Here is a 13,105-nt window from a genome sequence, read left to right on the forward strand (position 1 = left end):
GTTGGCCGTCTGCCCCGTACCTGAACACGCCGAAAACCCCGCCCCGGCAGTGGCGCCGGAACGGGGTCGACGTGCGGCCGGGCGGGGTCAGCCGAGCTTCTTGGCCTGCGCCTCGATGACCGGCTTGGGCTGCTCGGCGTCCCCGGTCAGGTTCATGCTGCTGAAGGTGGCGAGCGTGGCGCCCTTGCGCACGACGGCGTACTGCCAGGTGGCCTTGTCGCCGTCCTTGAGGTCCATGACCGTGGCGAAGGAGATGGCCTCGTCGCCGCCGCCGATCGGGGAGCCGACGGTGACCTTCTCGATCTTCGTCTGCTCGCCCTCGGCCGTGATGGTGTAGCCGCCGGCGCAGGCGGTGGCGGCGGTCTTCAGCGCGGTGAAGGCCTCCTCGGCGCCCTTGCCGTCGTAGGAGTTCAGGCCGACCGAGGTCCGCGTCACCGCGAGGCCGCTCATGGCGGCGTCCAGCTTCTCGTCCATGGTGGCGCCCTCGGCGGGCGCCTTCGGCTTGGAGGTGGCGGCGATGCCCGCGGTGCCGACGGGCTTGCCCAGCGCCGCGTACGACTGGAGCTGGATCAGCGGCTGGCACTCGGGCTTGTCCCCCTGGGCGGGCTTGCCCTTCGCGGCCGCGGCAGCGGCGGCGTCCGCCTCCACCTTGTAGTCCGGCAGGTCGGCCTGCGTGACCAGCAGCGGGGTCAGCTCGGCGGCGGTCTTGCCCTTCGCGCCGGCGGGGGCGGCCGACGTCGCCGCGGCCTCGGACGGCTTGGCGTCGGCCTTGGTGTCGGCCTTGTCGGAGCCGCAGGCCGTGACCATGAGGGCCAGCGAGACGGCGGAGGCGGTGATGACGGAACGGCGGACCAGGGTGCTGCGCACGGAAGATCTCCCCCACAGGGTGATGCGGTGACGGTAGGTACGGCTCGCACGGCGCCCCCTCCCCAGGGGCTCGCCGGAGCCACGATGATCAAAGGTACGTGCCCCCACCGACAGCGACTCGCCCGAACACACCGTTCGAGGCCGATCGTGACCGGGGCGAGACCGTGCGGCCCCCCGAATCGAGACCCCGCGGCCGAATATCCCGTTGGTCACGTGACCGACCCCACCACCCACAACCGCCCCCCAGCCACGACAATGGCGGTGTGATCACTTCGCCGCCACGAAGCAACACGCCCGAGGGTGCAACGGAGCACACCGGCCGGGACGCGCAGCCCCCGCGGACCGCGCACCGCCGCGGCCCCGAGGCCTCGCCCTACCTCGACCTCACCCGGGCCGAGTGGAGCGCCCTGCGCGAGCGGACGCCGCTGCCGCTGACCGCCGACGAGGTGGAACGCCTGCGCGGCCTCGGCGACGTCATCGACCTCGACGAGGTCCGCGACGTGTACCTGCCGCTGTCGCGCCTGCTGAACCTCTACGTCGGCGCCACCAGCAACCTCCGCGGCACCCTCAACACCTTTCTCGGCGACGCCGGCAACGGCCACGGTTCACAGGCGGGCACCCCCTTCGTCATAGGGGTCGCCGGCTCGGTCGCCGTCGGCAAGTCCACCGTGGCCCGCCTGCTCCAGGCACTGCTCGCCCGCTGGCCCGAGCACCCCCGCGTGGAGCTGGTCACCACCGACGGGTTCCTGTACCCGATGAAGGAGCTCCAGCGGCGCGGGCTCACCTCCCGCAAGGGCTTCCCCGAGTCCTACGACCGCCGCGCGCTCACCCGCTTCGTCGCCGACATCAAGGCCGGCAAGGACGAGGTGCGGGCCCCGGTCTACTCGCACCTGATCTACGACATCGTGCCGGGCGAGGAGCTCGTCGTACGCCGCCCGGACATCCTCATCGTCGAGGGCCTCAACGTGCTCCAGCCGGCGCTCCCCGGCACCGACGGCAGGACCCGCGTCGCCCTCGCCGACTACTTCGACTTCAGCGTGTACGTGGACGCCCGCCCGGAGGACATCGAGCGCTGGTACCTCAACCGCTTCCGGAAGCTGCGCGAGACCGCCTTCCAGAACCCGTTCTCGTACTTCCGCAAGTACACCCAGGTCTCCGAGGAGGAGGCCATGGAGTACGCGCAGACGATGTGGCGGACGATCAACCGGCCCAACCTGCTGGAGAACGTGGCCCCCACCCGCGGCCGCGCCACCCTCGTCGTCCGCAAGGGACCGGACCACAAGGTCCAGAAGCTGAGCCTCCGCAAGCTGTAGTGGTTAGGGTGCCGGCATGCTGCATCTGCGGATGATCACCCCGCACCACCTCACCGATCAGGTGGTGGAGCTGATCGACCGGACGGTCGGCACCACCCACCTGGTCGTCCTGGCCGGCGCCGCCCGCGACCCGGCGGGCGACCTCGTCCTCTGCGACGTCGCCCGCGAGGCGGCCGACGAGCTGCTCCAGGAGATGCGCTCCCTCGGCATCGACAAGACCGGTTCGATCGCCGTCGAGAACATCGACCTGTCGATCTCCCGGCGCGCCGACGCGGCGGAGGAGGAGGCTCCGGGCGAGGCGGCCGACGCGGTGGTCTGGGAGCAGCTCGCCGAGTCGACGCACGAGGAGTCCACCCTCACCATCACCTACGCCGCCTTCATGATCCTGGCGACGATGATCGCGGCGTGCGGTGTGGTGCTCGACAACGCCGTGCTGATCGTGGGCGCGATGGCGGTCGGCCCCGAGTTCGGCCCGCTCGCCGGCATCTGCACCGGGCTGGTGCGGCGCAGGCCCCGACTGGCCTGGCGCTCGTTCGTCGCGCTGGCGGTCGGTTTCACGGCGGCGATCGTCGCGACGACGGTCTTCAGCCTGGTCATGGACTTCCTCGGCCTCTTCCACGAGCACCTGCTGGAGAACGAACGGCCGAACACCAGCTTCATCTGGCAGCCCGACCCGTTCTCGTTCGTCGTGGCGCTGCTCGCGGGCGTGGCCGGCATGCTCTCGCTGACGTCCGCGAAGGCCGGCGCCCTGGTCGGCGTGGCGATCTCCGTGACCACCGTCCCGGCGGCCGCCAACGCCGCCGTGGCCCTCAGCTACGGCGACCTCGGCCAGATGTGGGGCTCCGGCATCCAGCTGGCGCTCAACCTCGGCGGGATCATCCTCTCGGGAACGCTCACGCTCATCGCCTGGAAACTGCTGTGGCGCACCCAGCAGAACCGGATGATCCGGAAGCCGGGTGCGCCACGCAGACCTGGTGGAGGCGCCCTCTAGATGGCCCGCCGGCCGGGTGCCTAGCCGAGCGCCGACTTCACGGCGTCCGCGAGCCGGCCGGCGACGGCGCGGGCCTGCTCGATGTCGGCGGCCTCGACCATCACCCGTACGAGCGGCTCCGTACCGGACGAACGCAGCAGCACCCGTCCGGTGGTGCCCAGCTCGCGCTCGGCATCGGTCACCGCGAGCGCCAGCTCGGCGGAGGTGGAGACCCGGGACTTGTCCACGTCGGGGACGTTGATCAGGACCTGCGGCAGCCGCTGCATGACGCCCGCCAGCTCGGCGAGGGACTTGCCGGTGGCCGCGACGCGCGCCGCGAGCAGCAGGCCGGTCAGCGTGCCGTCGCCGGTGGTCGCGTGGTCGAGGATGATCACGTGGCCGGACTGCTCGCCGCCGAGCGCGTAGCCGTGCTCCTTCATCGACTCCAGCACGTACCGGTCGCCGACCCCGGTCTGCACGACCTGGATGCCCTCGCCCTCCATGGCCAGCTTGAAGCCCAGGTTGGACATCACGGTGCCGACCACGGTGTTCTCGCGCAGTTGGCCGGCCTCGCGCATGGCCAGCGCCAGCACCGCGAGGATCTGGTCGCCGTCGATCTCTGCGCCACTGCCGTCCACGGCCAGGCAGCGGTCCGCGTCGCCGTCGTGCGCGATGCCGAAGTCGGCGCCGTGCTCGACCACGGCCGCCTTCAGCAGGCCGAGGTGGGTGGAGCCGCAGCCGTCGTTGATGTTCAGGCCGTCCGGCTCGGCGCCGATCGTGACGATCTCCGCGCCGGCCCGGGCGAACGCCTCGGGCGACACGTAGGCGGCCGCGCCGTGCGCCTCGTCGAGGACGATCTTCAGGCCGTCGAGACGGTTCGGGAGGACGCCGATGAGGTGCGAGACGTACTTCTCGAAGCCCTCGGTGTAGTCCGAGACGCGGCCGACGCCGGAACCGGTGGGCCGGTCCCAGGGGGCACCGGTGCGGTGCTCCTCGTAGACGGACTCGATGCGGTCCTCCAGCTCGTCGGCGAGCTTGTGGCCGCCGCGGGCGAAGAACTTGATGCCGTTGTCGGGCATGGCGTTGTGGCTGGCGGAGAGCATCACGCCGAGGTCGGCACCCAGCGCACCGGTGAGATACGCCACCGCCGGGGTGGGCAGCACACCGACGCGCAGGACGTCCACGCCCGCGCTCGCCAGGCCGGCCACGACCGCGGCCTCGAGGAATTCGCCGGAGGCCCGGGGGTCCCGGCCGACCACCGCGGTCGCCCGGTGGCCTTCGAAGGTGCCCGCCTCGGCAAGTACGTGGGCAGCCGCCACGGAGAGGCCGAGCGCGAGCTCCGCCGTCAGATCCGCGTTGGCAACGCCGCGTACACCGTCCGTCCCGAAGAGTCGTCCCACTGTTGTCCTCCCGAGTTTGCGCTTCGCGTATGACCGTTTGTGTCAGGTATTTGCCGCTTGTGGCGGTAAACGAACCGCCCCGGCAGCACAGAGAGTGCTGCCGGGGCGGTTTCGTTGCAGAACAGCAGGCGCAGATTAACGCTTGCTGTACTGCGGAGCCTTACGGGCCTTCTTGAGACCGGCCTTCTTGCGCTCGACCGCACGGTCGTCGCGGGAGAGGAAGCCGGCCTTCTTCAGCGCCGGGCGGTTGTTGTCCACGTCCGCCTCGTTCAGCGCACGGGCCACACCCAGGCGCAGGGCGCCGGCCTGGCCGGAGACGCCGCCACCCGAGATGCGGGCGATGACGTCGTAGCGGCCGTCAAGCTCGAGGAGCTTGAAGGGCTCGTTGACTTCCTGCTGGTGCACCTTGTTGGGGAAGTAGTCCTCAAGGGTGCGACCGTTGATCTTCCACTTGCCGGTGCCCGGAACGATCCGGACGCGGGCGATGGCGTTCTTGCGACGGCCCAGGCCGGCGGCCGGCTGGGGGTCGCCGAAGCGACCGGCAAGGGACTCGGAGGTGTAGTCGCCCTCGACGACGACCTCAGACTCGCTGGTGTACTCCTCGACGTTGCCCTCGAACTCTTCGACGGTCGTCTCGGCGGTGGTCTCGGCCACGATGCTCCTCAGAATTTTCTACGTCTTAGGGGGTGGCCGGAACTACTGCGCGACCTGGGTGATCTCGAACGGCACCGGCTGCTGGGCAGCGTGGGGGTGCTGGTCGCCCGAGTAGACCTTCAGCTTCGAGAGCATCTGACGGCCCAGGGTGTTCTTGGGGAGCATGCCCTTGACGGCCTTCTCGACGGCCTTCTCCGGGTTGTTCGCCAGCAGGTCGTCGTAGCGCACGGAGCGCAGACCGCCCGGGAAGCCGGAGTGGCGGTAGGCCATCTTCTGGGAGGCCTTGTTGCCGGACAGGTGGACCTTGTCGGCGTTGATGATGACGACGAAGTCACCCATGTCCATGTGAGGGGCATAGGTCGGCTTGTGCTTGCCCTTCAGGAGGGCAGCGGCCTGGGTCGCCAGACGGCCGAGGACGACGTCCTGGGCGTCGATGACGAGCCACTGGCGCGAGATGTCGCCGGGCTTGGGGCTGAACGTACGCACGCGTATGCCTTCGCTTCTTCAGTGGTGGTATCCCACGGGCGCTAGCCCAGCGGGAAGGTCCTGACAGGGTCACCACGGACGATCACGACAGCCCTCGTTCACATCAGGGACGCAACCCGAGTGAACGGCCAACTGCTGGTCATCGGTCCGGTGGACCGGCGTAAGGCCCTTTCACGTGAGAATGAGAAAGCCAATACGCATAACAAACCAGCAGGATACCCAAGCAGACCCGTACGGGTCAAAACGCGGTCCGCGATGCCGATTCTGCTGGCGTCGCGGCGCACTCCGGTTCGGTCCTGGGTGGGGACCCCGCAGTTGTTACGGGCTCAAGAGTAACCCGATCTGAGCGCAACGCACGACGCGCCAGCACGAACGCGAGCCCGCACAGGGTGGCGCAGTCCTTGAAGGCGCGCCGTTTGTGGGCCAGCTCCGAGGGCCACGGGACCAGGGCCAGCTGGGGCGTCAACGCCAGCCAGAACCAGGGCGAGCGGGGCATCGAGCCCGGCCGTACCGCCGAGGCCAGCAGCAGCGGCAGCACCACGAGCAGGTAGTGGTCGAAGGACGGCCGCGACACCAGGAATGCGGCGAGCATCACCATGCAGGCGGTCTCCACGAGACGCAGCTCGCCCCGGTCGGCGTCCTGCTCGGTACGCCGCCACCGCGCCCAGGCGGCCCACAGCCCGGCCGCGGCCCCGGCGAAGGCCACCAGCACCGCCAGCGGCTGCGGCACCCCCAGGCGCGGCAGCACCGCTATCGGCGAGGCGTCCCAGGGCAGCGCGTACGCGTCCTGCCCCTGGAGCAGGAACGGCAGGGTCTTGGTGAAGAACAGCGACGGGCTCGGCATCAGCAGCGCCCCGGCCAGCGAGATCCCCAGCGGCACCAGCACGGCCGCGGCCAGCCCCCGCCACCGGCGGGCGAGCAGGAACAGCAGCCCGATCGGCACCAGCATCGGCTTGCAGGCGATGGCCAGCCCGACCACCAGCCCCGCCGTCCCCCACGACCGCCGGTGCGCGAGCAGCAGCGCCACGGGCAGCGCGGCCGCCGAGACGGCCGTCCAGTTGCCGATCAGCACCAGGTTCGCCCACGGCTTGTAGGCGAGGGCGAACACGGCCAGCCCGCCGACCGCGAAGCGCGAGCGCAGCGGCACCGAGAACAGCCGCAGGGAGGCCAGCCAGCCGACGCCCAGCAGCCCCGCCATCCCGACCGGCAGGATCCAGCGCAGCACCCCCCGCGGCACCAGCGCCTCCGGCACCGCCATGAGCACGGCGCTGGGCAGGTAGAGGAAGCGCTTGTCCTCGTACGGCGACCCGCCCTCCAGCAGCGTCTGCGCCGCCTTGACGACGAAGGCGTTGTCCGAGCCCCAGTTCGCCCGCAGGCTCGTGGAGACGCAGATCCCGAGGAGCACCGCCAGGGAGAGCACCCGCCAGGACCGGGGGGCCGGCCGCAGCAGCCACGCGACCAGCCGGTTCCCCGGGGCCGTGGCCTCCCACCTCATGAGCCAGATGCCAGGCCTCAGGCCCACGACGCCCCTCCCTCACCGCTCAGCGCTTGCGTTCGACCCTGCGTTCGTCCCAGACGGGCTCCTGAGTCTCCCGCACAACACCGTCCGAACCGAAGACCAGGTAACGGTCAAATGTGCGCGCGAACCAGCGGTCGTGCGTCACGCACAGCACGGTCCCGTCGTAGGACTCCAGGCCGTCCTGGAGGGCCTCCGCGGATTCCAGGTCCAGGTTGTCCGTGGGCTCGTCCAGCAGCAGCGCCGTGGTGCCCGCCAGCTCCAGCAGCAGGATCTGGAAACGCGCCTGCTGGCCGCCCGAGAGCTTCTCGAAGGGCTGCTCGGCCTGACGCTCCAGCTCGTAGCGGCGCAGGGCCCCCATCGCCTGCCCCAGCGGCTTGGCGGCCTCCGTCCACAGGATCTCGACGAGGGTGCGGCCGAACAGCTCCGGGTGGGCGTGGGTCTGCGCGAAGTGGCCGGGAACCACCCGTGCGCCCAGCTTCCAGTCACCGGTGTGCTTGACGTCCTCGCCGGCCAGCAGCCGCAGGAAGTGCGACTTGCCGGAGCCGTTCGAGCCGAGCACTGCGACGCGCTCCCCGTAGAACACCTCCAGGGAGAACGGCTTCATCAGCCCGGTGAGCTCCAGGTTCTCCACCGTGAGCGCGCGCACGCCGGTCCGGCCGCCCTTGAGCCGCATCTTGATGTCCTGCTCGCGCGGCGGCTCCGGCGGCGGGCCGGCCTCCTCGAACTTCTGGAAGCGGGTCTGCATCGCCCGGTAGCGCGAGGCCATGTCGGGGCTGCTCGCGGCCTGGTTGCGCAGCCGCAGCACCAGGGCCCTGAGGCGGGCGTGCTCCTCGTCCCAGCGCCGCTTGAGCTCCTCGAAGCGGGCGAAGCGCTCCTTGCGGGCCTCGTGGTAGGTGGCGAAGCCGGCGCCGTGCACCCACACGTCGGAGCCCGTCGGGCCCGCCTCCAGGCTGATGATCTTCTCGGCGGCCTGGGTCAGCAGCTCCCGGTCGTGGGAGACGAAGAGGACCGTCTTGCGGGTCGCCTTCAGCTGCTCCTCCAGCCACCGCTTGCCCGGGACGTCGAGGTAGTTGTCCGGCTCGTCGAGCAGCAGCACCTCGTCGGGCCCGCGCAGCAGCGCCTCCAGCACGAGCCGCTTCTGCTCACCGCCGGAGAGCGTGCGCACCTCGCGGAACTGCGCGGAGTCGTACGGGATGGCCAGCGCGGCCATCGTGCAGACGTCCCACAGGGTCTCCGCCTCGTAGCCCTGCACGTCGGCCCAGTCGCTGAGGGCCTGGGCGTAGGCCATCTGCGCGGCCTCGTCGTCCACCGTCATGATCAGGTGCTCGGCGCGGTCGACGGCCTTCGCGGCCTCCCGGATCCGCGGCTGGGACACCGAGACCAGCAGGTCACGAACGGTCGTCTCGTCGCGTACGGAGCCCACGAACTGGGACATCACGCCGAGGCCGCCGCTGATGGCGACGCCGCCGCCGTGCGGCTGCAGCTCGCCGGAGATCAGCTTCAGCAGGGTGGTCTTGCCGGCGCCGTTCGCCCCCACCAGGGCGGCCACCGCCCCCTCCCCCACGCGGAAGGAGACGTCGGGGAGCAGTACCCGCCCGTCGGGAAGGTAGTACTCCAGGTGGCTGGCTTCGAGATGTCCCATGCCGGGCATTGTCCAGGTCGGCGCGCGATCCGCCCAAACGATTTGGCTGCGGCTCAGCAGCAGCCGGCGGCCGGCAGGGTCCGCATGTTGCGCGCTTCCCTGCTGCGGGCGGCCAGCAGCTCGTCCGCCGGGTAGCCGACCTCCTCCAGGGTCAGCCCGTGCGGCTTGACCACGTGCACCGAGGAGTCCCGTACGGCGGCGGCCAGCACCTTGCCGGGCCAGTCGGTGGGCCGGTGGCCGTCCCCGACGTGCAGCAGGGCGCCCACCAGGGAGCGGACCATGTTGTGGCAGAAGGCGTCGGCGCGGACGGTCGCGGTGACGATGCCGTCCTCGGCGCGCTCCCAGCTGAGCTGCTGGAGCGTACGGATGGTCGTGGCGCCCTCGCGCTTCTTGCAGTACGCGGCGAAGTCGTGCTCGCCCAGGAGCGGGGCGGCGGCCTCGTTCATGGCGTCCACGTCGAGGGGCCACTGGTGCCAGAGGACGTGGCCGCGGCGCAGCGGGTCCACGCCGCCCTGGTGGTCGCCGACGCGGTAGGCGTAGCGGCGCCAGACGGCCGAGAAGCGCGCGTTGAAGCCCTCGGGGGCCTCGGCGACCTTCCACACCCGTACGTCGTGCGGCAGGCGGCCTGCGAGGCGGCGCAGCAGCTTGTCGTGGTGCTCGGCCCAGACCTCCTCGGCGAGGTCGAACTGGGCTACCTGTCCGCGGGCGTGCACGCCCGCGTCCGTGCGCCCGGCCACGGTCAGCTCGACCGGGTCCTTCAACCGCATCACGGTCTGCAGGGCGCTCTCCAGCTCCCCCTGGACGGTGCGCAGCGTGCGCTGCTTCGCCCAGCCGGAGAAGTCCTTGCCGTCGTAGCTCAGGTCCAGCCGTACCCGGACGTGCCCGGGCTCCACCTCGTCACTCACGTGACCGATCCTCTCAGAATCACCCATATGCAGAACGGGCCCGCCCCGGAAGGGGGCGGGCCCGTTCAGAGCCGTTCAAGCAAGCGTGATCCCGGGGGATCAGGCCTCCTTGGTCTCCTCGGCGGGGGTCTCGACGGCCTCCGCCTCCTTGACCGCGCGCTTGGTGGCGGCCTCGGCCTCACCGGTGGCCTGCTGGGCGACCGTGAGGGCCTCGACCAGCTCGATCACGGCCATCGGGGCGTTGTCGCCACGACGGTTGCCGATCTTGGTGATGCGCGTGTAACCACCGGGGCGGTTCTCGTAGCGCGGGGCGATCTCGGTGAAGAGCGTGTGGACGATGCTCTTGTCCGTGATCGTCTGCAGCACCAGGCGACGGTTGTGGATGTCGCCCTTCTTGGCCTTGGTGACCAGACGCTCGGCGTAGGGACGCAGGCGGCGGGCCTTGGCCTCGGTGGTGGTGATGCGGCCGTGCTCGAAGAGCGCCTTCGCGAGGTTCGCGAGGAGGTGCTTCTCGTGCGCGGCGGAGCCGCCCAGGCGGGCACCCTTTGCGGGACGCGGCATTGTTACTCCTTCAAATCTGCACCGGCCGTGTCAGGTACCGGAGTCAGTTCCCTCAGGCGGTCGCGAGAGGGTGGGTGCGGGGGGCGTGAGCCCCCCGCAAGCTTTCTCAGTACTGCTCGGTCTCGACGAAACCGGCGTCCGCGTCGTCGTCGGCGCCGAAGGCGTCGGCGGCGGCGGTCGGGTCGAATCCGGGCGGGCTGTCCTTGAGGGCCAGGCCCATGCCGGCCAGCTTCGCCTTGACCTCGTCGATCGACTTCGCACCGAAGTTGCGGATGTCGAGCAGGTCGGCCTCGGAGCGGGCGACGAGCTCACCCACGGAGTGGATGCCCTCGCGCTTGAGGCAGTTGTACGACCGAACGGTGAGCTCGAGCTCCTCGATCGGCAGCGCCAGGTCGGCGGCCAGGGCCGCGTCCGTCGGGGACGGGCCCATGTCGATGCCCTCGGCGTCGATGTTGAGCTCGCGGGCCAGACCGAACAGCTCGACCAGGGTCTTGCCGGCGGACGCCATGGCGTCGCGCGGGCGCATGGCCTGCTTGGTCTCGACGTCGACGATCAGCTTGTCGAAGTCGGTGCGCTGCTCGACTCGGGTCGCCTCGACCTTGTAGGTGACCTTGAGGACCGGGCTGTAGATGGAGTCGACCGGGATGCGGCCGATCTCCTGGCCCAGCTGCTTGTTCTGGACGGCGGAGACGTAGCCGCGACCGCGCTCGACGGTCAGCTCCATCTCCAGCTTGCCCTTGCCGTTGAGCGTGGCGAGGACCAGGTCCGGGTTGTGCACCTCGACACCGGCCGGGGGCGCGATGTCGGCGGCGGTGACCAGGCCGGGACCCTGCTTGCGCAGGTACATCACGACCGGCTCGTCGTGCTCCGAGGAGACGACCAGCTGCTTGATGTTGAGGATGATGTCCGTGACGTCTTCCTTGACGCCCGGCACGGTGGTGAACTCGTGCAGGACGCCGTCCACGCGGATGCTGGTGACAGCGGCACCCGGGATGGAGGACAGAAGGGTACGGCGCAGGGAGTTGCCGAGGGTGTAACCGAAGCCCGGCTCCAGGGGCTCGATCACGAACCGCGAGCGGTACTCGTCTACGACCTCTTCGGTCAGCGACGGACGCTGAGCGATAAGCATGTCTGTGTTCCTTCATTCGTGGACGCCCACTATTTGACGCCCGACGGGAGGCCGTACCGGGGTACGGCTACTGCAAGGGTACGGGCGGTACGTCCCCCGAAGGGGTCGTACCGCCCGGACACTCAAGAACGCAACTGTGCGTCCGCTGCGTCAGACGCGGCGGCGCTTCGGCGGGCGGCAGCCGTTGTGCGGGGTGGGGGTGACGTCCTGGATCGAGCCGACCTCGAGGCCGGTGGCCTGGAGGGAGCGGATCGCGGTCTCACGGCCGGAGCCGGGACCCTTGACGAAGACGTCGACCTTGCGCATGCCGTGCTCCTGCGCGCGGCGGGCGGCCGACTCGGCGGCCATCTGCGCGGCGAAGGGGGTGGACTTGCGCGAGCCCTTGAAGCCGACGTGGCCGGCGGAGGCCCAGGAGATCACGTTGCCGGACGGGTCCGTGATCGAAACGATGGTGTTGTTGAACGTGCTCTTGATGTGGGCGTGCCCGTGAGCGACGTTCTTCTTTTCCTTGCGGCGCACCTTCTTGGCAGCGCCCTGACGACCCTTGGGGGGCATCTAAATCTCCTACGGGAGGTGGTCGGTCCTACAGCGCAAGACCGCTGAACAGGACTACTTCTTGCCCGGCTTCTTCTTACCGGCGATCGCGCGACGCGGGCCCTTGCGGGTACGCGCGTTCGTGCTGGTGCGCTGACCGTGCACCGGGAGGCCGCGACGGTGGCGGATACCCTGGTAGCACTGGATCTCGATCTTGCGGCGAATGTCGCCCTGGATCTCGCGGCGGAGGTCACCCTCGGTACGGAGGTTGGCGTCCACGTACTCGCGGATCTTGACGAGGTCCTCTTCGGCCAGGTCACGAACGCGGGTGTTCGGGTTCACGCCGGTGGAGGCGAGGATCTCCTTGGACCGGGTGCGCCCGATACCGAAGACGTAGGTGAGTGCGATCTCCACACGCTTTTCGCGCGGGATGTCAACACCGGAAACGCGTGCCATTCAATGGCTCCTGTGTGTTCGGGGGTCTTCCACAGAACCGATCCCGACCGCCGACCACCCGAGTGGGTGATGGTACGTCCGGGTCCCCGGCCCCCGCCGGAGGTGCCGCCGGCCCTTGCGGGGCTGGGCGGGTTCTGCGTATGTACGTTTTCTTACGTCGCGCGAAGAACTGCGTTAAGGCAGGTCGGTCGGCGTGCGTCAGCCCTGGCGCTGCTTGTGGCGCAGGTTGTCGCAGATGACCATGACCCGGCCGTGACGGCGGATCACCTTGCACTTGTCGCAGATCTTCTTGACGCTCGGCTTGACCTTCATGTTGGTGAGGTTCTCCGGGTCAGTGCCACCACCCGCACCGGGACGGACGCCCAGGCAGGAGTGAGAGCAAGATCTACTTGTATCGGTAGACGATCCGGCCACGCGTCAGGTCGTACGGAGACAGCTCCACAACGACCCGGTCATCGGGCAGGATGCGGATGTAGTGCATGCGCATCTTCCCGCTGATGTGCGCGAGGACCTTGTGACCGTTCTGGAGTTCCACCTTGAACATGGCGTTCGGGAGGGACTCGATCACGGTGCCCTCGATTTCGATGGCACCTTGCTTCTTGGCCACGCTTCGCCTTTCGAATCGGCTACCTTGATCGGCTCCGTGCGCCATGCAGACATGGAAGTGCA

The 13,105-nt window shown here is 69.7% G+C and carries 15 protein-coding genes; 2 read left to right on the top strand and 13 right to left on the bottom strand.

Annotated features, from left to right (window positions below; genetic code table 11):
• Positions 1–87: 87 nt before the first annotated feature.
• Complete coding sequence (locus OHA91_RS15620) at positions 88–867, bottom strand: hypothetical protein (protein WP_031152762.1); 780 nt, start codon at positions 865–867, stop codon at positions 88–90.
• A gap of 263 nt (positions 868–1,130) precedes the next feature.
• Here OHA91_RS15620 and coaA point away from each other — a divergent pair, with 263 nt between their 5' ends.
• Both coaA and OHA91_RS15630 read left to right on the top strand, forming a co-directional pair.
• A complete protein-coding gene (coaA, locus tag OHA91_RS15625; RefSeq protein ID WP_031152760.1) occupies positions 1,131–2,180 on the top strand; it encodes a type I pantothenate kinase in 1,050 nt (349 codons plus the stop codon).
• Positions 2,181–2,196: 16 nt separating this feature from the next.
• Positions 2,197–3,171: a DUF389 domain-containing protein gene (locus OHA91_RS15630; RefSeq protein ID WP_328739502.1), complete on the top strand. Its 975-nt coding sequence runs from the start codon at positions 2,197–2,199 to the stop codon at positions 3,169–3,171.
• 20 nt (positions 3,172–3,191) lie between these two features.
• Here OHA91_RS15630 and glmM read toward each other — a convergent pair whose 3' ends face one another.
• The 12 genes from glmM to infA form a co-directional block, all read right to left on the bottom strand.
• Positions 3,192–4,550 (bottom strand): phosphoglucosamine mutase, encoded by a 1,359-nt coding sequence (gene glmM / locus OHA91_RS15635; protein ID WP_031152756.1) that lies wholly within the window; start codon positions 4,548–4,550, stop codon positions 3,192–3,194.
• Between the two features lie 135 nt (positions 4,551–4,685).
• Positions 4,686–5,204, bottom strand: a complete 519-nt coding sequence (rpsI, locus tag OHA91_RS15640; protein ID WP_030388851.1) for a 30S ribosomal protein S9 — start codon at positions 5,202–5,204, stop codon at positions 4,686–4,688.
• A 42-nt stretch (positions 5,205–5,246) separates the two neighbouring features.
• On the bottom strand, positions 5,247–5,690 hold the full coding sequence (rplM, locus tag OHA91_RS15645) for a 50S ribosomal protein L13 (RefSeq protein ID WP_031152754.1): 444 nt from the start codon (positions 5,688–5,690) through the stop codon (positions 5,247–5,249).
• A gap of 238 nt (positions 5,691–5,928) precedes the next feature.
• Positions 5,929–7,212 (bottom strand): glycosyltransferase family 87 protein, encoded by a 1,284-nt coding sequence (locus OHA91_RS15650; RefSeq protein WP_328739505.1) that lies wholly within the window; start codon positions 7,210–7,212, stop codon positions 5,929–5,931.
• A 19-nt stretch (positions 7,213–7,231) separates the two neighbouring features.
• The gene (locus OHA91_RS15655; RefSeq protein ID WP_328739506.1) at positions 7,232–8,860 is read right to left on the bottom strand and encodes an ABC-F family ATP-binding cassette domain-containing protein; all 1,629 of its coding nucleotides are present in this window, start codon (positions 8,858–8,860) and stop codon (positions 7,232–7,234) included.
• A 44-nt stretch (positions 8,861–8,904) separates the two neighbouring features.
• Entirely contained in the window at positions 8,905–9,756 is an 852-nt protein-coding gene (truA, locus tag OHA91_RS15660) for a tRNA pseudouridine(38-40) synthase TruA (RefSeq protein WP_031152748.1), read from the bottom strand.
• A gap of 99 nt (positions 9,757–9,855) precedes the next feature.
• Positions 9,856–10,317 (bottom strand): 50S ribosomal protein L17, encoded by a 462-nt coding sequence (gene rplQ / locus OHA91_RS15665; RefSeq protein WP_030154710.1) that lies wholly within the window; start codon positions 10,315–10,317, stop codon positions 9,856–9,858.
• Between the two features lie 106 nt (positions 10,318–10,423).
• Positions 10,424–11,446, bottom strand: coding sequence for a DNA-directed RNA polymerase subunit alpha (locus tag OHA91_RS15670; protein ID WP_007265920.1), 1,023 nt, complete (start codon positions 11,444–11,446; stop codon positions 10,424–10,426).
• Positions 11,447–11,596: 150 nt separating this feature from the next.
• Positions 11,597–12,001, bottom strand: a complete 405-nt coding sequence (rpsK, locus tag OHA91_RS15675; protein WP_003956432.1) for a 30S ribosomal protein S11 — start codon at positions 11,999–12,001, stop codon at positions 11,597–11,599.
• 54 nt (positions 12,002–12,055) lie between these two features.
• Positions 12,056–12,436 (bottom strand): 30S ribosomal protein S13, encoded by a 381-nt coding sequence (rpsM, locus tag OHA91_RS15680; RefSeq protein ID WP_007265919.1) that lies wholly within the window; start codon positions 12,434–12,436, stop codon positions 12,056–12,058.
• Between the two features lie 198 nt (positions 12,437–12,634).
• Positions 12,635–12,748, bottom strand: a complete 114-nt coding sequence (gene rpmJ, locus OHA91_RS15685) for a 50S ribosomal protein L36 (RefSeq protein ID WP_003956441.1) — start codon at positions 12,746–12,748, stop codon at positions 12,635–12,637.
• Positions 12,749–12,821: 73 nt separating this feature from the next.
• Positions 12,822–13,043: a translation initiation factor IF-1 gene (gene infA, locus OHA91_RS15690; protein ID WP_003956442.1), complete on the bottom strand. Its 222-nt coding sequence runs from the start codon at positions 13,041–13,043 to the stop codon at positions 12,822–12,824.
• Positions 13,044–13,105 lie beyond the last annotated feature (62 nt).

Source organism: Streptomyces erythrochromogenes, assembly GCF_036170895.1.
GTDB classification, from domain to species: domain Bacteria; phylum Actinomycetota; class Actinomycetes; order Streptomycetales; family Streptomycetaceae; genus Streptomyces; species Streptomyces erythrochromogenes.